This is a genomic window from Phormidium sp. CCY1219 (assembly GCF_035615515.1).
Classification (GTDB): domain Bacteria; phylum Cyanobacteriota; class Cyanobacteriia; order Cyanobacteriales; family Laspinemataceae; genus CCY1219.
This window is the reverse complement of sequence record NZ_JAJENT010000641.1, coordinates 1-18824: the sequence shown is the minus strand read 5'-3', so window position 1 is coordinate 18824 and position 18824 is coordinate 1. Positions and strand designations below refer to the sequence as shown.

15 protein-coding genes are annotated in these 18824 nt (G+C 50.9%); 12 read left to right on the top strand and 3 right to left on the bottom strand.

Annotated elements, in window-relative coordinates; genetic code table 11:
- The first annotated feature begins 405 nt into the window (after nucleotides 1-405).
- The 10 genes from LKK83_RS18345 (at nucleotide 406) to LKK83_RS18300 (ending at nucleotide 11372) form a co-directional block, all read left to right on the top strand.
- A complete protein-coding gene (locus LKK83_RS18345; RefSeq protein ID WP_324632717.1) occupies nucleotides 406-2475 on the top strand; it encodes a phosphodiester glycosidase family protein in 2070 nt (689 codons plus the stop codon).
- Between the two features lie 416 nt (nucleotides 2476-2891).
- Entirely contained in the window at nucleotides 2892-3305 is a 414-nt protein-coding gene (locus tag LKK83_RS18340; protein WP_324632716.1) for a phosphomannose isomerase type II C-terminal cupin domain, read from the top strand.
- Nucleotides 3306-3582: 277 nt separating this feature from the next.
- The gene (locus tag LKK83_RS18335; protein ID WP_324632715.1) at nucleotides 3583-3939 is read left to right on the top strand and encodes a HesB/IscA family protein; all 357 of its coding nucleotides are present in this window, start codon (nucleotides 3583-3585) and stop codon (nucleotides 3937-3939) included.
- Nucleotides 3940-4110: 171 nt separating this feature from the next.
- Nucleotides 4111-4482 carry a 30S ribosomal protein S12 gene (rpsL, locus tag LKK83_RS18330; RefSeq protein WP_324632714.1) on the top strand — a complete coding sequence of 124 codons (372 nt, stop codon included), beginning with the start codon at nucleotides 4111-4113 and terminating at the stop codon, nucleotides 4480-4482.
- Between the two features lie 593 nt (nucleotides 4483-5075).
- Complete coding sequence (locus LKK83_RS18325; protein WP_324632713.1) at nucleotides 5076-5297, top strand: hypothetical protein; 222 nt, start codon at nucleotides 5076-5078, stop codon at nucleotides 5295-5297.
- 210 nt (nucleotides 5298-5507) lie between these two features.
- Nucleotides 5508-5978 carry a 30S ribosomal protein S7 gene (gene rpsG / locus LKK83_RS18320; RefSeq protein WP_324632712.1) on the top strand — a complete coding sequence of 157 codons (471 nt, stop codon included), beginning with the start codon at nucleotides 5508-5510 and terminating at the stop codon, nucleotides 5976-5978.
- 442 nt (nucleotides 5979-6420) lie between these two features.
- Nucleotides 6421-8496, top strand: a complete 2076-nt coding sequence (gene fusA, locus LKK83_RS18315) for an elongation factor G (protein WP_324632711.1) — start codon at nucleotides 6421-6423, stop codon at nucleotides 8494-8496.
- Nucleotides 8497-8598: 102 nt separating this feature from the next.
- Entirely contained in the window at nucleotides 8599-9828 is a 1230-nt protein-coding gene (tuf, locus tag LKK83_RS18310) for an elongation factor Tu (protein WP_324632710.1), read from the top strand.
- A 211-nt stretch (nucleotides 9829-10039) separates the two neighbouring features.
- Nucleotides 10040-10357 (top strand): 30S ribosomal protein S10, encoded by a 318-nt coding sequence (rpsJ, locus tag LKK83_RS18305; RefSeq protein ID WP_442957332.1) that lies wholly within the window; start codon nucleotides 10040-10042, stop codon nucleotides 10355-10357.
- A gap of 367 nt (nucleotides 10358-10724) precedes the next feature.
- Nucleotides 10725-11372 (top strand): LON peptidase substrate-binding domain-containing protein, encoded by a 648-nt coding sequence (locus tag LKK83_RS18300; RefSeq protein WP_324632708.1) that lies wholly within the window; start codon nucleotides 10725-10727, stop codon nucleotides 11370-11372.
- 195 nt (nucleotides 11373-11567) lie between these two features.
- Here the strand turns inward: LKK83_RS18300 and LKK83_RS18295 are convergent, their stop codons facing one another.
- Both LKK83_RS18295 and pheA read right to left on the bottom strand, forming a co-directional pair.
- A complete protein-coding gene (locus LKK83_RS18295; protein WP_324632707.1) occupies nucleotides 11568-12950 on the bottom strand; it encodes a hypothetical protein in 1383 nt (460 codons plus the stop codon).
- Between the two features lie 1548 nt (nucleotides 12951-14498).
- Nucleotides 14499-15347, bottom strand: a complete 849-nt coding sequence (gene pheA / locus LKK83_RS18290) for a prephenate dehydratase (RefSeq protein WP_324632706.1) — start codon at nucleotides 15345-15347, stop codon at nucleotides 14499-14501.
- Nucleotides 15348-15675: 328 nt separating this feature from the next.
- Here pheA and LKK83_RS18285 point away from each other — a divergent pair, with 328 nt between their 5' ends.
- On the top strand, nucleotides 15676-16263 hold the full coding sequence (locus LKK83_RS18285; protein WP_324632705.1) for a DUF1997 domain-containing protein: 588 nt from the start codon (nucleotides 15676-15678) through the stop codon (nucleotides 16261-16263).
- 207 nt (nucleotides 16264-16470) lie between these two features.
- A complete protein-coding gene (locus LKK83_RS18280) occupies nucleotides 16471-17022 on the top strand; it encodes a DUF1997 domain-containing protein (protein ID WP_324632704.1) in 552 nt (183 codons plus the stop codon).
- 227 nt (nucleotides 17023-17249) lie between these two features.
- Here LKK83_RS18280 and LKK83_RS18275 read toward each other — a convergent pair whose 3' ends face one another.
- A complete protein-coding gene (locus LKK83_RS18275; RefSeq protein WP_324632703.1) occupies nucleotides 17250-18569 on the bottom strand; it encodes a serine/threonine-protein kinase in 1320 nt (439 codons plus the stop codon).
- Nucleotides 18570-18824: the final 255 nt, after the last annotated feature.

Genomic DNA, 18824 nt, shown 5'->3' with positions numbered 1-18824 from the left:
GTGGGGGAACCGTGGGTCAGTCGCTCGGCTTATATCCCCACGGATAAATCCGGGGGCTTTACGCCGATTCTCGGTAACAATCTCCCCCGGCACGAAAGAGGAACTCTCAGCGCCAATCTAAGTTTTTTCTATGCTGAACCCTCGCGGACGGGCTAATCCCTTATTGTATCGCCTGCGTCTGAGTATTGTTGAATTATCGATCTGTCTGTTTCGCCCCCATCAAGATATCTTGATATTTAGAAGGGAACCCGCCCCTTGGCTCGTCATGCAGTAAAACCAAGCAGAGCAGTAGGGCTTGACCGCCCAGAGTTCAATTGATTGAAACCCTCCGGAGATTGGGCTGAAATGCCGGTATTTTCCCCCAAACAAATAAAGTTTTTAAATTATAACTCAAAAATGGGAAGAATGTCAATCAATTCTCACCTAAAAAATCAGCAATCCTTAGAGCGTTGCAAACTGACAGTGAAACTGCTCGAATGGTTAAAATTGCAGTGGTTAGCGGCGGTAAGCATTCCCCTGGTCGTCCTCTGGAGCATAGGGCCACTGAACGCCCAGACGGTGGGTTCACCCGCCGCCCAACCCGAAGCGAAACTTTGGGAATCCTCTGATGCTAGGGATATCGAGCTATCATCCACATCTGCCGATACCATTCAATCGGGCACCCGGGTGATGTGGAACGATCGCCCCCTAGCCATGAATTGGACGCAGTGGCAAATCAATGGCGAGCAAAAGATCCGGTTCACAGGGATTGCCGATGTGGATCTGATGGAACAGATGGGCGTCGAATTGTTAAATACCGACTCCCCGAGCATCCAGCCCGTGCGATGGTTTTCCGATCCGAAATTAGACCCGATCGTTTTACCCGCGCACCGACGCGGACCGTTGCGCTATCTCGATATTACCCCGTTAGCCGATATTCATGGATGGCAGATAACCGTAGAAGGAGAAACCCTCAACATTGTCTCGCCACCGGCTCGAGTGCAAAGCATTCGACATCAACCCGAAGCGGGATCCAAAGTGGTTATCGAACTCGATCGCCCCACAGCATTCGGCGTCAGCGCCACTCGCATCGACACATCGTCACAAGAAGACCCAAATCCCGATGGGGTGGTGGGCGAAACCCCAGAACCAACCCAACCGATGCAACAATTGACGATTCGCTTAGATGCGATCGCCTCAGAACAGCTCTGTACCCTCTTCGGGGCGAAAAGAGACTCTCGAAACCCTAGCAAAGATCTTAACTGTACCGACGGCCAGTGTGGGGGCAGGTTCACTGTCGAGAATTGCCAATCAGCGACCACTGAAGGGAACCCGGGCGAAGGCACCACGGTAAGATTTGAAATCCCGCTCTCTTGGCGTCCCCGCCTGTGGACTCACGAGGACCGCTATGCATTAACCATCGACCTGCAATCGAATCAAATCCCAGAGCGAGATATTGCGTGGGCTCCCGGAGTCCGGTGGCGACAGCAAGGGATAGAAGTGGGCAGCGATCGCTTTTCGGTGGTGTGGTTAGAAGTCAATCCCACCCAACAAGGAATCAGCCTGCGACCCATCAGTGTCAGTTCCCCAAACGACGGAATTGCCCCCCTGAGTGAAATTGCCACAACATCGGGTGCAGCAGTGGCGATTAACGGCGGATTTTTTAATCGGAACAATCAGTTACCGTTGGGGGCGATTCGGCGAGATGGCTGGTGGTTTTCCAGTCCGATTCTGGACCGAGGGGCGATCGCTTGGAATGATGTCGGCAGTTTTGCGATCGCCCGGTTGAGTTTAGTCGAAACCGTCATCACCCACACCGGCGAACGTCTCCCGGTGCAGTTTCTCAACAGCGGCTACGTGAAAGCCGGGATTTCTCGCTACACCCCAGATTGGGGGTCGAGCTACACTCCCCTCATCGATAACGAGATCGTGGTGGTGGTGGAAAGAGGACAAGTCACCGAGCATTTGTCTGGGGGTATGGCCGGTGAAAACTCCTTTGAGATTCCTGAAAGTGGTTATCTGTTAACCCTCAGAGCCTTTCAATCTGCTGCTAGCAAACTGGAGGTAGGCTCTTCCCTGCGCGTCGAATGGGCCACAGATCCGAGATATCTGAGCGTGTATCCCCATATTTTAGGTGCAGGACCGGTGTTATTGCGACATGGACTAATGGTCTTGGACGCTACAGGGGAGCAATTTAACGAGAACTTTTCCCGAGGAAAAGCCAGCCGCAGCGCGATCGGCAAGACCGAACGGGGAACCCTGGTCATAGCTACGGTTCACAACCGCATCGATGGTCCCGGACCCACATTGACCGAAATGGCAAGCATCATGGAACAACTCGGCGCAATTGACGCCCTCAATTTGGATGGCGGTGGTTCCACCACCCTTTACCTCGGCGGTCAACTCTTAGAACATCCGCCTCGGATCGTCCCCCGGGTTCACAATGGCCTGGGAATTTTTATCGAGGATCCTGCTGCAGATGCGGGCAAACTTTAAAGTTTGTTTAAAGCACTCGGTTATGAAGTAAAGAGTTGGTATAGATGCCTTGCATCCGTCAGTTGAGAGATGACGGGGGTGAAATCCCCTGTTATCGTAGGGGTTAGTAAGAGATATTGCCGAATTTTGCCAATTTTCTCGAACTATCCCTCTCCCCGGTGCAGTTTTCGGCAACCTATCTTCACCCAAAACCGAGATGGTTAGGGGGGAAATCATCCGGATACAGCGATCAAAAATAGGGTAGAGAACACTTTTCAAAAATTTTAGCCGGGAAAACCCCCGAGGGGCTTTGCCGATAAAAGATTGACCAGTGGCGAGAATGCCGCCTGTGGGAGGGATAAGCCCTTCTCATCAAGACACTACCACCTCGCGTAGCAGGTGGAGGAGCATTCATGTAAGTTTACGGAGATAAAGTTATGGCTAATCCTCAAGAAGTTCTGCCAGTTTCTGCCACAACTGAAACGCCAGAATTACCCACCGTTGCCTCTACAGAATTACGTCCTTGGGGTTCTTTCACGGTGCTCGAAGATGCAAAAGGCTATAAGATTAAGCGGATTGAAGTCAAACCGGGACACCGCCTCAGCTTGCAAATGCACCACCACCGCAGCGAGCATTGGATCGTGGTGGCGGGAACGGCAAAAGTGGTTTGCGGCGATCGCGAAGAAATGCTGACGAGCAATCAGTCTACTTACGTGCCCCAGTGTACGAATCATCGTCTGGAAAATCCCGGCGTGATTCCCCTGATTTTGATTGAAGTTCAAAATGGAGAATATTTGGGCGAAAATGATATCGTGCGCTTTCAAGACGACTATGCCCGGGCAAAAAAATAAACCCTAGGGTTTAGCAAAGTCAAGCAAGCTTTGGGATTGCAGGCAAAGCGCCCTATACGTAGCAACAATTGCGAAAAGAATCTAGATCGCCTCCACAGGCACATCTGGGGGCGATTTTTGCTGGGAAGCTTGATGGCGCGTATTGCGGGTTCAGGGTTGGCGTCTCAATGGGGAAGCCAATCGGTTGTTATTTTTTAGGGGAGGGCACTCCTTTAGGGCGATAACGCGATAGAATAGCGATCGCCGTGCGAGCTGAGTCAGCCACAGCCAAAAGACCATGATTACTCTGAGCCAAGCTGCATCTGTCGAAGTCAACCGTCTCAAGCACAAACGGGAAAACCCAGAGGGTTTATTGTTAAGGTTGGGGGTTCAGACCGGCGGCTGTTCTGGGTTGTACTACACGATGGAGTTTGACGCCGACTCAAAACCGGAGGATGTGATTTACGAGTGCAATGGGATTAAAGTGGCGATCGAACGGCAAAACTTGGAGTACCTAAGCGATCTGAGCTTAGATTATTCTGAGGATTTGATGGGGGGCGGGTTCCGCTTTCATAACCCCAATGCCACCGAGACCTGTAGTTGTGGAAACTCCTTCTACCGCGAAGATGCTTCCTCCCATGCCTCCCATGTCTAGCCGAGGTTGTCTAGGGGCACTCTAGCAGCGATGCGATCGCCCCTGCCTCAGCCCAAAGCGTCGGCGCTTTGTCTTTTTTTACCAAAAAAATTGACACAACCCCTGCCGATCCGATATAGTTATAGATTGTTGTAAAGTTGCCCACACAAAAACTTGGATACCCTGTAACTCATGCCCACTATTCAGCAACTCATCCGTAGTGAACGCCATAAAATCAAGAAGAAAACCAAGTCGCCAGCTCTAAAGAGTTGTCCTCAGCGTCGTGGAGTTTGCACGAGAGTTTATACCACAACGCCGAAAAAGCCAAACTCAGCTCTGAGAAAAGTAGCGCGGGTTCGCTTGACTTCTGGATTTGAAGTGACAGCCTACATCCCGGGAATCGGTCATAACCTACAAGAACACTCCGTGGTGATGATCCGGGGAGGTCGGGTGAAGGATTTACCTGGCGTTCGTTACCACATCATTCGCGGTACCTTAGACACGGCGGGGGTGAAGGATCGCCGTCAAGGTCGTTCTAAATATGGGGCGAAGCGTCCTAAATAACGACTCAATTGCTAAATAAGAGGAGAAGCGAAGCAAGGAGATAGAGACAGGATAAGGGAGTAGATTCGTTTTTCAGTAGAATTCCGACCCGAAGGGTTCATGTGAAAAAAACACCCCCGACGCCTAGAGTGGCAATGACCGCTTACCGCCAAACAAGGTGGCGAAAATCCGCCGGATTATTGCAGTGGATTTCGCAGCAGGCGGAAACAGAGGCGACTGTCCGAATCAATCTTTGCAGGGTTTCGATGTACCAGGATTTCATCCAAACGGATGAGCGCTGTTAATGCGCAAATCGGTACAATACCTCCAAGGTAAAAATCGCCGCGATGGACTGGTGAGTTCAAAATCGGACTTAACGCAGTGTGGGTGACGATCGCGCTGGAATCTGGGAAGGTAAGCAGAGGAGAATTCTGCAGCTTCATCCGAGCCGCTCGGCTCGGAAAAGAGTCAGCCAAGTGAAGGGGTCTTGAGAAGACAGCGGGTAGAAAAGCGATCGCTGTTAGCCAGGGGAGACCCGGTTTAATTCAGCCGCTCGATGCGATCGAGTATGATGACCTCAAAGGGGCGAACGACTTGGGCGCGATCGACATACCGTGAAAAGCCGAGCTGCAAAAGGGGAAGAAATTCCCAAGCAGCAGACAGGCAGCGAAGAAAAGCTGAGTTCATCGAGAAAAAGGCGAGCGATCGAGGTGGAAAGCCTAGATGCGATCGCAAAAACGGCTCGCGCGGGTGAAAAGCACAAGCAGCCAGGGGTTTGCACTCCTAGAGCCAATGGCGATCGCCAAAAACGGCCTGAAAAGGGCTGTTGGCAGTGAGCCAGTGCAACCCAAACGCTCCTTGGACAGGATCGGGAAGTGACCGAGCTGTAGCAAGAGCCGTCACCCTGAACGGGGAGCTAAAGAAATTGTCGAGCCTTCTACTCAGACAAGAAGGCCAGTGCTTCTGGTGCAAAAAGTTTGGGTAGGGGGTCAATTGACGATATTATTTGAACAAGAATTCCACAATAGTTTCGGTGAAAATTTACTATGTCTCGTCGCAGTGGTAGTCAAAAACGTCCAATTCCTCCGGATCCAGTTTATAATAGCCGCCTGGTTAGCATGATGGTGCGGCGCGTAATGGAGAGTGGCAAAAAATCCCTAGCCTCCCGCATTGTCTATGACGCCATGAAAACAATTGAGGAAAGGACTGGAGCCGAACCTCTGGAATTGTTCGAACAAGCAGTTAGAAACGTTACGCCTTTAGTGGAAGTGAAAGGACGCCGGGTGGGTGGTGCAACCTATCAGGTGCCGATGGAAGTCCGCTCCGATCGCGGAACGGCTCTGGCACTGCGGTGGATTATCCAGTATTGTAGAGCCAGATCCGGTCGCACGATGGCGGTGAAACTTGCGAATGAACTGATGGATGCAGCCAACGAAACCGGCAGTGCAATTCGCAAGCGCGAAGAAACCCACCGGATGGCAGAAGCCAATAAGGCATTTGCCCACTATCGGTACTAATTCGTAGGACAACCCGTTTCTTTTGAGAAACGGGTGTAAAATGTAAACAAGTTTTGCAAAAAATATTAAAATGTAACGGAGAAGCAGCAGTCCACAGCCGTCTGCCCCTGGGCAGGCCGATTCATGTGGATTGTCCTAGGAAATGGGTGGCTTCAACAGCTTGCTAGGACGTTAAAAAGCCTAGAGCGAAGCAGTCAACATCCTTCCGCAAGTCGAGAAGGGGCTGAGTGCAAACCACGACCTATCAGGAATGGTGTGTTCTCGAGTTCGCGAGACTCAAGCGGTTGTGGGAGCTAGGAAATCCGAAGCAGGTGTCTGGAATTAGCCAGAGATAACCTTTACCAAAGAAGTCGATCGCCCTGGTATCCCTTGGGATCGGCGGAAACACATCACTCGCTGTAAAAAGCACGCACGACTTGCTGCAAAACAAAAGGAGGTAGCTGTGGCACGTACTGTCCCGCTTAAAAAAGTGCGAAATATCGGAATCGCAGCCCACATTGATGCGGGTAAAACCACAACCACAGAACGGATTCTGTTTTACTCCGGGGTGGTACACAAACTCGGTGAGGTTCACGAAGGAAATACCGTCACCGATTGGATGAGTCAAGAAAGAGAGCGGGGCATTACCATTACAGCCGCTGCTATCAGTACCAACTGGAGAGAACACCAGATTAACATTATCGATACCCCGGGTCACGTAGACTTCACCATTGAAGTGGAACGTTCCATGCGCGTCCTGGATGGAGTGATTGCGGTGTTCTGTTCTGTGGGTGGGGTTCAGCCGCAATCAGAAACCGTGTGGCGGCAAGCCGATCGCTATAGGGTACCGCGCCTCGCCTTCGTGAACAAGATGGATCGAACCGGGGCGAACTTCTACAAGGTTTACAACCAGCTACGCGATCGCCTGCGGGCGAACGCCGTCCCCATCCAGCTTCCGATTGGCAGTGAAGACAACTTCACTGGACTGGTGGATTTGGTGAAAATGCAAGCACGCCTCTTCACCAACGACCTGGGCACCGACATGCAGGATACAGAAATTCCTGAAGACATGATGGAATTGGCCCTAGAGTATCGCAGCAAGCTGATCGAGTCCGTAGCGGAAACCAGTGACGAACTCACCGAAAAATACTTAGAAGGTGAAGAATTCAGCGAAGAGGAAATCCTCAGCGCTCTGCGTCAAGGCACCCTGGAGGGCAAAATCGTGCCGCTGTTGTGCGGTTCTGCATTCAAAAACAAAGGCGTACAGCTGTTGTTAGATGCCGTAGTGGATTATCTGCCCGCACCGATTGAAGTGCCGCCAATTCAGGGTACTCTGGAAAACGGCGAACCCACAGTTCGCAAAGCCGATGACGACGGACCGATGTCTGCCCTGGCCTTTAAAATCATGTCGGATCCCTACGGTCGTTTGACCTTCTTGCGGGTCTACTCCGGCATCGTGAAGAAAGGCAGCTATGTCTATAATTCCACCAAGGACAAGAAAGAACGAATTTCGCGCTTGATCGTTCTTAAAGCAGACGAACGGATTGAAGTAGATGAACTGCGAGCCGGAGATCTCGGGGCGGCGATCGGGCTGAAAGACACCTTCACCGGAGATACGATCTGCGATGGCGACGATCCCGTGATTCTCGAGTCCCTCTATATCCCCGAACCGGTGATCTCCGTAGCCGTGGAACCCAAGACCAAGCAGGACATGGAGAAGCTCTCCAAAGCTCTGCAATCCCTGGCACAGGAAGACCCCACCTTCCGGGTCAGTCTCGATCCAGAAACCAATCAAACCGTGATTGCCGGCATGGGCGAACTGCACCTGGAAATTCTCGTCGATCGCATGTTGCGGGAGTTTAAGGTGGAAGCCAACGTGGGTGCGCCCCAAGTGGCTTACCGCGAAACGATTCGCAAAACGATTCAGTGTGAAGGGAAATTCATCCGTCAAAGTGGCGGTAAAGGTCAGTACGGCCACGTCGTCATCGAACTCGAACCTGCAGAGTCAGGCACCGGCTTTGAGTTCGTCTCCAAAATCGTCGGTGGGGCAGTGCCCAAAGAATACATTCCTTCCGCCGAGGAAGGCATGAGAGAAGCCTGCGAATCCGGCATTTTGGCTGGGTACCCGCTGATCGATGTCAAGGTAACATTGGTAGATGGTTCCTACCATGACGTTGACTCCTCTGAAATGGCCTTTAAGATCGCCGGATCGATGGCCATGAAAGAAGGAGTGATGAAAGCCTCACCGGTTCTGTTAGAACCGATGATGAAAGTTGAGGTAGAAGTACCCGAGAACTTCCTCGGAGACATTATGGGCGACCTCAATTCCCGCCGTGGGCAAATCGAAGGCATGGACTCTGAAGAAGGAATTGCCAAAGTCACTGCTCATGTTCCATTGGCAGAAATGTTTGGCTACGCCACGGATATCCGGTCGAAGACCCAAGGCCGAGGGATCTTTTCGATGGAGTTCAGCCACTACGAAGAGGTACCTCGCAACGTGGCTGAACCCATTATTGCCAAAAGCAAAGGGAACGCATAATTATTAGTCAGACAAAAGTTGTCAGTGGTCAGTAGCACCCGATCGCTGACAACTGACAACTGACAACTGACAACTGACAACGGAAAAAGGAACAAAAAGTACATGGCACGCGCAAAGTTCGAACGGAATAAACCCCACGTCAACATCGGTACGATTGGTCACGTTGACCACGGCAAGACCACGTTAACTGCAGCAATTACGCTGACCCTCGCCGCTGGTGGAAACGCCACAGCGAAAAAATACGAAGAAATCGATGCGGCTCCCGAAGAAAAAGCACGGGGGATTACCATCAACACGGCTCACGTTGAGTATCAAACCGCCGATCGTCACTACGCCCACGTGGATTGCCCCGGTCACGCTGACTACGTGAAAAACATGATTACTGGGGCAGCTCAGATGGATGGCGCAATCCTGGTGGTCTCTGCGGCAGACGGTCCGATGCCCCAAACCCGCGAACACCTCCTGCTGGCCAAGCAGGTCGGGGTTCCCAATATCGTTGTCTTCTTGAACAAGCAAGACCAAGTGGACGATGAAGAACTCTTAGAACTCGTAGAACTCGAAGTTCGCGAATTGCTGACCGAATACGATTTCCCGGGCGACGATATCCCCATCGTTTCCGGTTCGGCTCTCAACGCCCTCGAAGCCCTCACCTCTAACCCGAATATCTCCAAGGGTGACAATGAGTGGGTGGATAAAATCTATCAACTGATGGATGAGGTGGATGCCTACATCCCCACTCCCGAACGGGCTGTGGATAAACCCTTCCTGATGGCCGTTGAAGACGTGTTCTCGATTTCCGGTCGGGGTACTGTGGCCACGGGCCGGATCGAGCGCGGCAAGGTCAAAGTGGGCGAAACCGTCGAACTGGTGGGCATCAAAGACACCCGCAGCACCACCGTGACCGGTGTGGAAATGTTCCAAAAAACCCTGGACGAAGGGATGGCTGGCGATAACGTCGGCGTGCTGCTTCGCGGTCTGAAAAAGGATGACGTCGAGCGCGGAATGGTAATTGCCAAACCCGGTTCGATTACCCCTCACACCCAGTTTGAATCTGAGGTGTACATCCTCAAAAAAGAAGAAGGCGGACGCCATACTCCCTTCTTCCCCGGCTATCGTCCTCAGTTCTACGTGCGAACCACCGACGTGACCGGCACCATCAACGCTTTCACCGCTGACGATGGCAGCGACGCAGAAATGGTCATGCCCGGAGACCGGATCAAAATGACCGTTGAGCTGATCAACCCGATCGCCATCGAACAAGGAATGCGGTTCGCTATCCGCGAAGGCGGTCGCACCGTGGGCGCTGGTGTGGTCTCCAAAATCCTCAAGTAGCATCCGCACCGCGTTAGCCTCTCGGGCAACATCGCTCTAACTCGGGAGCAGAAAAGCAACCTTTTATTACCCTGCTTTTCTGCTCCTGTTGTCTCTCTAACCACTCATTTGTCCCGGGTCTCGAAGTTCTGGATGGCTCATCCTTAACCCCTCTCGCCTGACCCCCGACAAATCACCACTGCAAAACTGTACCTAGAAAACTAAACATCCAATGGCAACTCTGCAGCAGCAAAAAATTCGCATTCGTCTCAAAGCCTTCGATCGCTCCCTCCTAGACACCTCCTGCGAAAAAATTGTCGATACCGCCAATCGCACCAACGCCACAGCGATCGGTCCGATTCCCTTACCCACCAAGCGCCGGATCTACTGCGTTCTGCGCTCTCCCCACGTGGATAAAGATTCTCGCGAACACTTTGAAACCCGCACCCACCGCCGGATTATCGACATTTACCAACCCTCCTCCAAAACCATTGATGCCCTGATGAAACTCGACCTGCCGGCGGGGGTGGATATCGAGGTCAAACTCTAAGCAACCCCATTGGGTTCCCCCCTCATTCCCCGGAAACCCCACCAATCCCGAACAAGCCGGAAAGCCGCAGGCAAAAGATACCCCAGTGCAGTGTTGTGTCCTCTGGATTCATCACTGGAGCGATATCAACTCATCCCTCAAACTGCATCCACGAGCATCTTTGCCCCTGGCGTTCTCCGGCTTTTCCCGGCAAGAAAAACCGAAAAACATATTAATATTTCTTATAACTCTGACCAAAATCCGACCGACTCCCCCCCTCCATTACCATAAAAAACTGCCCTTGTCAATACCCTCATGCGAAGATGGCTGCGAAAAAAATCCGCTACAGTAAGTAAAGAAGCGCAGTTACCGTTTTACCTGAGGGAAAATGCCATCGTCCTCCTCACTCGCAGTTCGAGAACTCCCCCTATTTCCATTGCCGGAAGTCGTACTCTTTCCCGGCAGACCCCTACCCCTGCATATCTTCGAATTTCGCTACCGAATGATGATGAACACCATTCTGGAGAGCGATCGCAGATTTGGGGTACTCATGTGGGATCCCGTGCAAGGCCAACCCGCCTCCATCGGCTGTTGTGCCGAAATCCTTCAATACGTCCGCTTGCCCGACGATCGCCTGAAAATGCTCACCTTGGGACAACAGCGATTTCGCGTCTTAGAATACGTCCGCGAAAAACCCTATCTCGTCGGCTTAGTCGAATGGATCGAAGATCGACCCACAGATCAAAACCTCCAACCCCTCGCCTCTGACGTAGACGAACTCCTCCGCGATGTAGTCCGTCTCTCGGCAAAATTGATGGACCGCGAAATCGAACTTCCCGAAGACATCCCCGACCTCCCCATCGAGTTGTCCTATTGGGTGGCAAGCAACCTTTATGGCGTCGCCTCCGAACAACAAGCCCTCCTCGAAATGCTCGATACCGCCACGCGACTGGAAAGAGAAGCCGAAATCCTCTCCTCCACTCGTTCTCATCTCGCGGCACGCACTGTCCTCAAAGATACCCTCAATGAAGATTAACCCATAACCCAGACTCCGGCTGATACAGCTATGGAAAAGCGGGGCCACTAGCACTCCCCAGCTCTTTCACACCCTTATCCGCCGGATTGGGTATGACGCGCTTGGTGCGTGACCCCCCCCAACCCCATCAGTGGGAGAATTCGCCGATCGCCAAGCGGGCCGCGCACCCAACCGTGCCTGCCCTTCCCCTCTCTTTTACCGGATGACCCTCCACCCATACCAGTGGCGCACCCCCAACCACGCCACCGACAGCAATGCCGCCAGAGACAGGGTAAAACCGCTATAGCTGACAATCAATCCCAACACCGGCAAAACCGCCCCGGCGATCGTGCTGAGCAAAACCGCCAACCCCGCTTGCCTGTTTTTCCCCAACCCCCACACCAATCCCAACAAGACCGGAAACACCAACATCCAGGCGAGCTTCACATCCATCAAGCGACTAAAATAGGTTAAACTCAGCAAGCAAGCAAAGAAAATCCCTGCCGCGATCGCCACATCTGATAACCGCATCGGCACGGATAAATACAACAGCATTATCCACCACAAAAATATTCCCGGTGCTAACAACAGCAAACGCGGCAACACCCCCGTATTCCGCACCGGATCCGTTGCCGTAAATACCCCAAACGGATTCCGCACCGACACATTTTCCTCAAAAACCCAACTAAACCGGGTACCCTCTCTTTCCAATTTGCGCTCCGTGGGCACGATACCACTGGCAAACTCTGCCCGATCGAAATTCGCCAGCACGGTTAACTGGAATTTTGACACCGACTTGCCCCCCGCATCGTAAACCCACCTCGGTCCCCCTTGGGCTTGATACCAGACGCGAAACCGGGTGGCTTCTCCCGCTTCTAGGGAAAAGGGAAAGCCATAATCCCCCGGGTTCACCTGTACTAAGCGCCTTCCATCCCGCTCGATGTGGAAATTTTGCAGCAGGGAATAGCCGTAAGGGGGCCGGAATTCAAAGAAAAAGTCTTCTTTCTCGTTCAATCGATTGATGACTTCATATTCCGCCTCGAAATCGGAGAGATAAATGGCTTTTTCATTACTCGGATCGGTGGCTTGGTTGAGGGTGACGTCAATTTGCGAGGCGGCGATCGCTAAATATCGATTCACCTCTCGCGTATCTTCCACTTTCACCGGTTCCCCATCCACCCAGCGATCGTAGGTGTAGGTTTCTTCTACTACATAGCGGATTTGCGGCGCGGCTTGTTCTAGGCGATCGCCGGATACAATTGCCGCCACCTCCTGGATCCGCCCTTGCTCCCAGTGATGATACCGATTCGCTAACGTGGAACATAAAAAAAATCCCCCCACCAACAAGGTCAGCACTAAGGCAAAATGCGGTAGGATTTGCAGCGATCGCAAATACCCAGTCAATCCAGCTTCTACCAGCGATCGCCCCTCTTCTCTGCCCTGGGTAGACCAATTTAACACCGCGATCGCAATTCCCAACCCCACCACCAACATAACCAGCGTGACGGATATCTTCAGCACTTGGCCACCGAATTCTATCAACTCATTCGGATGGGTTAAATCTGGCAATCCCGGAATTCCTTGAAACGATCCATTCATCTTTGTTTTTTAACCTCTCCTACAGATAGGGGGGGAAAGTAAAATAATCAACCCGCTTCATTAAAAAAATCAATACCTCAGTCGCAGTTACAACCCGGTTTTCTTCCCTCTAAATAAAGCAATTCGGTTTCTTATCCGCTTGATATTAGAACTGAGGCAATGGCTTGCAAGTCGATATAAATTTAGTAAATAGTGGAAATTGTCAGTCCTACAAATTGGCTCAATTTAGGACATGGGGCAATGCATACCCTGCTATTTTCTCCTTTTTTCTTGCAAAAACCTTGACTATTCTGGCGAAACGTGCTATGTTTTTTATTATGGGAAAATGTGCCGCCATATATATAGTCTGAAATGGCAACTCTCGAATGCGATCGCTTCTTTTTGCGCTTCTATTTCCAGAGAACAGCCTATCAGCAGCAACCCCATTAGTATTCGCTAAATTCAATAAATCGGCATCGAATATTTGCCGCAAAGGGGAAATCGATCGCACCCTAAAAATTCACTGCATTTCGATTGGTATTGATTGGGAAATTGAAAACCCGAGAATTTTTCTGTAGATTGAGGTCGTAGGGGGGAAGCGATCGCCCCTACCCACATTTGTGCATAATCACAAATGCGCCTCAGCATTTTATCCCTCGCCCTCCCCAACCCCCGCGATCGCCGCAGTTAAAACATCGGCGATCGCGGGGGTGAGTGTTTATCGGGGAAGTTTCGGGCGGGCAAAAGGGGGATAGTCAATCAAAACGCCCGGAATTTACACCGTTTGACCCTGTAAAAATGCTCATTCTCCGGGAAAATTCTCCCGGTTCGAGAAAATGACACATCTTTGTCACAGAAAAGTCAAACCAGCGTCATATCGGGTTCCTATTCTTTTAATTGAGAGAAACATGTTCACTCCTCACACCCCAAACACCCGATCGCATCCTCGATCGGGTTTTTTCTTTGCCCCCCTTCTGCCGATAAATGGGACTTACAGGGAATATTTTTGCATCTTAAGCCAAGATCCACTGCGATCGCTGCTTTTTCCAGAAAATTTAAGATTCCCCGATTCGATTCGCATGGAGTGATTTTTCCCAGCAATGGATTTTCCTCCCATGCAGGAGAGTGACATTAAGCAAGCGTACCTCCACCGCACATGTATTGAGGGGGAGGCGGTAGTTCTAGTAGGGTGCCTCTACACTCGTCTGGGAACCAGTTCAACGAAAACCTGTAAATTATTTTGCCTAAGTGTTTAAAAATCCTGCTTTGCGGTTTTGGAGACAGCAAACCAGACAGCGGATTTATGCATTAAATGACAAACCGGGGTTGTCTCTTCTGCCCGCAGCAGCAAAACTCTGAACCAGAAACCGACGAAACCTGCATCGTCGCCAAGGGCAACGAATCGCAATCATAAACCAGATTTCTTTACCCAAAATGTTATCCTGAAACCCCCATAAAATACTGAGACCCGGTTTCTCTTACCCAAATTCCAACAAATTTATTAGTTTGGCATCATAGCAGGGTTCTCCAAATCAACCCAACAAAACGCTAAAATTGACAAAAAACACCTCAATCCGGTTTCACAGTAACTCCATCGTAACTGCCAAAAATTTTCAACGTTTCCGTGTAACTGCTTAATTCTTGCAAAGCCGATTTCACCGAAGTATCGCGCCAGTCGCATTCTAAATCGATAAAGAACAGATACTCGCCGAGAGAACGCTTCGTCGGGCGAGATTCGATGCGACTTAAGTTAATCGAGCGAGTGGCCATTAATTGTAACGGTTTTGCCAGGGCACCGGGAACATTTGCGGGGACGCTAAACCCGAGAGACGTATGACTTCCGCCCGGAGAATTGTCCAGACTCACCGCCCAAAATTTGGTGTAATTTTCCGGGCGATCGTTAATGGGAAAAGCCAGAATTGGCACTTGATAAAGTTCGGCGGCGCGTTGAGAGGCGATCGCCCCAGCCAACTCATCTTTTTCCAACTGATTCACCGCCTCAGTGGTAGAATTCGTCGGCACCAATTGCACGTTTCCCAAATACTGTTCCATCCACTCTTGACACTGCGCCAAAGCTTGGGGATGAGAATAAACCGTTTTAATTTCTTCCAGGGTTTTAACGGTAGAAATCAGGGCATGAGAAATTGGCAAAACTAAGGCTTTTTGAATTTGCACCGTGGTGACTTGCCAGAGGGTATCCAGGGTAACGGGGACGCTTCCTTCCAGGGAATTTTCCACCGGGACAATAGCCAGTTTTACCTCTCCTTTCGCCACCGCGCGAATGGTTTGAGCCACACTGGGATAAGGACATAATAAGCATTTTTGCTCAGACTGTTGCTGTAGCAAGTTCATATAAGCGAGAGCAGCAGCTTCAGTATTGGTGCCGGCTGGTCCCAAATATGCGATCGAGACAGTCATGGTTAGTATTCCTCGTGGTATTTGTTCTGCACAAAGGGGAGCGATCGCTCATCACCGATCCAAGCAAAACTCGCGCCACAGCGCAATAGCATCTCTCACCCCCATTGAGAATTGCTTATTTTTTAAACGATTGTTCTCAATTTTCTCAGGAATGCAGTAGGATTATGAGAAAGTTAAATCTCCAATCCCACCCGCCTGGGTGACATTGACCGTCTTGCCCCGCCAAAGGTGCCAGTTTGACAGGGCTGACCCGAATTATTACAAATTGTTAAATCTTGTAATAATTGTTAACATAATGGACAGATAAGTAGAATTTGGTTCCTACCTCATGCAGACCCGATTTTTTGCCTCCCAATCCGTAGAACTCGCCGTTCCAGAAGAACCGGTACCGATTCAGCACTATCTGCGTCAACCGCAACGGTTGGTGAGTGCCCTCGTGGATCCCAATAGGATAGAACAACTGAGCAAACAGCGCTACAAACTGAAAATGCGCCCGAAAGAATTTTTGATGCTGAAATTTCAGCCCACCGTAGATTTACGAGTATGGGCCAAACCCGATGGAACGGTGAACTTAGTCTCGGTGGGGTGCGAAATTCGGGGAGTGGAGTACATCGATCGCCGATTTTCCTTAGATTTAGTCGGAAAACTCTCCCCAGTGGAAGTGGATGGCGTCACCTATTTAAAAGGAAAAGCCGATTTAACCGTAGAAGTAGAACTCCCGCCACCGTTGTGGATGACTCCCAAACCCCTCCTAGAAACCACCGGCAATGGGTTGCTCAAAAGCGTGCTAATGACGATTAAGCAACGATTGATGCACCACCTGTTGTCCGATTATCACCAGTGGGCCTCCGGGGAAACCGAAGTATCCTTGGGACACCGAGGGCAGGTGTTTTCACCCAATACCCCCACGGTGTGATACCCCCGTGGGGTCGCGCCCGCGCTATGCGGTAAAGACTGACGGGGACTTTACTCCCCGTTTCCCCCGAAGAGGCGATACAGTTGTCATATCGCTTTACAAAACTTAAAATAATAATCCAGTGAATCTGAAAATATTGCAAAGAACTGTAAACTACTGTAAGGTTTACTCAACTTTGTTTCACATCCCCCGATAGAGCATCCTCCTATGTACCATCATTTTGTTGCAAAACAATCGGTTCAGCTTGCCGTACCCGAACAGCCCGTGGCGATCGAGCATTACCTACGCCAACCGGAACGAATTGTCAAGGCGATCGGGGATTCCAGTCGGATCCAACAGTTAACCGACGATTGCTATCGGCTGAGAATGCGTCCATTGAAGTTTTTTATGCTCAAGATAGAGCCTACAGTGGACATGAAAATATGGGCCGATGCCGATGGCACCATTCATTTAAAATCCGTCGCCTGTGAATTGCGCGGAATTGAAACCATTAACGAACACTTTCAATTGAACTTAAGCGGCACCATGCAGCCAGTCAGCAGTGGCGCAAAAAGCTATCTGCAAGGCGGTGCGGAATTAGGATTAAAAATTTATCTCCCGCCCCCGTTTACCATGATGCCAAAATCGATGGTACAAAACACCGGAAATAACTTACTCGGCAGCGTGCTGCTAAAAATGAAACAAGGATTGATGCAACAATTGTTGTTAGATTACACCCAATGGGCGCAAGCAGCCGACAAAGAATTGGTTGCGGCATAAATGTCTTTGCCTCGCACCTATGACTCGTTCCCAGGCTCCCGCCTGGGAACGTTAATCTTGAGGCTCCGCCTCCTTGAGTCTCGGTGCGTCACCGTGGGTATGACTCGTTCCCAGGCTCCCGCCTGGGAACGTCGCGCTTGAGGCTCCGCCTCCTTGAGTCTCGGTGCGTCACCCCCGCAGGGAATGGGTTGATGGTCCCGCAGATGCAGGGGCGGGGGTGACGCACCCTACGGTTTGTTTGCCAATTCTTCCCGGGCGAGCAAGGCGCTTAAGGTATCGATCGCCCAACCGCAACACACCTGAAATCCCGACCCCCAACGGGCGGTAAAATGTAAGGGTAAATGACCGTCTGGAGCATCGGTAGAAAACCAAACATTCTGATAATAAACCCATTGATTCTCCACCCGCCAGCCGATTTTTTCTGCAAACCGTTTCACGGCTGTGGTATCAAGCGAGTTTTTCTGTTGAATGCTTTTCCAAATTCGCTTTTGCACGCTAAAGCCAAATTTGCCATTACTATAAATCAGCCACAATCTATCGATAGTTTTTAAATCGGTAGCGGGAAATTGTTCTAAACTTTTCTTATCGAACCAGCCGGGATTTTCCCGATCCGCCACCCGTAACATGATGGCGGTGGTTTCCCGATCGCCCTTTTGCCATTCCCCCGCCGCTAAATAATCCCGCAATCGGCGATAGTCGGCCCCCACCTCGCTTTCCAAGGGAAGAGATTCGGCGGGGGAGGCATTTTCTGAGGAGAAAACCAGCGGGCGATCGCGTAACACTTCCAATACTTCGGCGGCGGATTGATAGCGAGATTTAACGGGTTCTTGCAACAAGCAATTTAAAATATGACGGAGGCGATCGCTGAGCTTTTTTCCTCCTTCAGCGAGCTTATTTTCCCACACCCAAACTCCTTCTAACGGGTCATAAAGTTCGTCAGTGCCATCGGCGGCGAGGAAGCATCCACTGAGCAAGCGAATGCAAGTGACCCCCAAACTGTAAAGGTCGCTGGCGGGATAAACTTGCCCGCGTAGTTGTTCGAGGGGGGCATATCCGGGGGTGCCGGTAACGGTTCCCCGTTGAGTCAAGGTGCTTCCCGTCAACTGTTTGGAAACGCCGAAATCAATCAGCACTAATTTTTCATCTAAATCGCGCAGAATATTGTGGGGTTTAATATCGCGGTGGATAACAGCAGCGTCGTGAATGAACTGTAGAACCGGCAGCAATTGCCCTAATAGATCCCAAATTTTCTCTTCGCTAAATGCGCCTTGTTGTTGGAATTCTTGGAATAAATTCTGACCTTTGACAAAATCTTGGATTAAATAAAGGGAGTTATCCCGTTTGAAATAAGCCATTAAGTCGAGGATTTGCGGATGTTTTCCCAACTGATACAAACGGTAGGCTTCTTGTTGGAATAATGTGGTGGCTTTTTGCAGTGCGGCCTGTCCGTGAAAAGCGGGTAAAAATTGTTTGATAACGCAGGGGGTATTGAGGCGATCGCGATCGCGGGCTACAAAGGTGCGGGCAAATCCGCCCTGGCCCAACAATCGAATCGGTCGATAGCGCTCTTTGAGGAGCAGTTGAGCGCCACAACCGACACAAGCGGTGGCGTTTTCTTCATCAGAAATTAGGGTTGGTAAAGGGGAGAACGGAAACCCTCGTCATTTATGCGTAGGGAGGAGTTCTCCCCATCCCCGGTTTGAAAGCCTTTAACGAACTTGAATAGCGGCACGTAGCGCTTGGGAAATCCAAACTTATCCGTGCGACACATTTGCCGCGTACCATGTCCTTTGGCTTCGATT

What these genes read in the sequence shown, in the direction of transcription:
- rpsG (WP_324632712.1), top strand. Translation starts at nt 5,508, where the DNA reads ATGTCTCGTCGCAGTGGTAGTCAAAAACGTCCAATTCCTCCGGATCCA.
- LKK83_RS18300 (WP_324632708.1), top strand. Translation starts at nt 10,725, where the DNA reads ATGCCATCGTCCTCCTCACTCGCAGTTCGAGAACTCCCCCTATTTCCA.
- LKK83_RS18280 (WP_324632704.1), top strand. Translation starts at nt 16,471, where the DNA reads ATGTACCATCATTTTGTTGCAAAACAATCGGTTCAGCTTGCCGTACCC.
- rpsJ (WP_442957332.1), top strand. Translation starts at nt 10,040, where the DNA reads ATGGCAACTCTGCAGCAGCAAAAAATTCGCATTCGTCTCAAAGCCTTC.
- LKK83_RS18335 (WP_324632715.1), top strand. Translation starts at nt 3,583, where the DNA reads ATGATTACTCTGAGCCAAGCTGCATCTGTCGAAGTCAACCGTCTCAAG.
- tuf (WP_324632710.1), top strand. Translation starts at nt 8,599, where the DNA reads ATGGCACGCGCAAAGTTCGAACGGAATAAACCCCACGTCAACATCGGT.
- LKK83_RS18340 (WP_324632716.1), top strand. Translation starts at nt 2,892, where the DNA reads ATGGCTAATCCTCAAGAAGTTCTGCCAGTTTCTGCCACAACTGAAACG.
- LKK83_RS18345 (WP_324632717.1), top strand. Translation starts at nt 406, where the DNA reads ATGTCAATCAATTCTCACCTAAAAAATCAGCAATCCTTAGAGCGTTGC.
- LKK83_RS18295 (WP_324632707.1), bottom strand. Translation starts at nt 12,950, where the DNA reads ATGAATGGATCGTTTCAAGGAATTCCGGGATTGCCAGATTTAACCCAT.
- pheA (WP_324632706.1), bottom strand. Translation starts at nt 15,347, where the DNA reads ATGACTGTCTCGATCGCATATTTGGGACCAGCCGGCACCAATACTGAA.
- LKK83_RS18285 (WP_324632705.1), top strand. Translation starts at nt 15,676, where the DNA reads ATGCAGACCCGATTTTTTGCCTCCCAATCCGTAGAACTCGCCGTTCCA.
- rpsL (WP_324632714.1), top strand. Translation starts at nt 4,111, where the DNA reads ATGCCCACTATTCAGCAACTCATCCGTAGTGAACGCCATAAAATCAAG.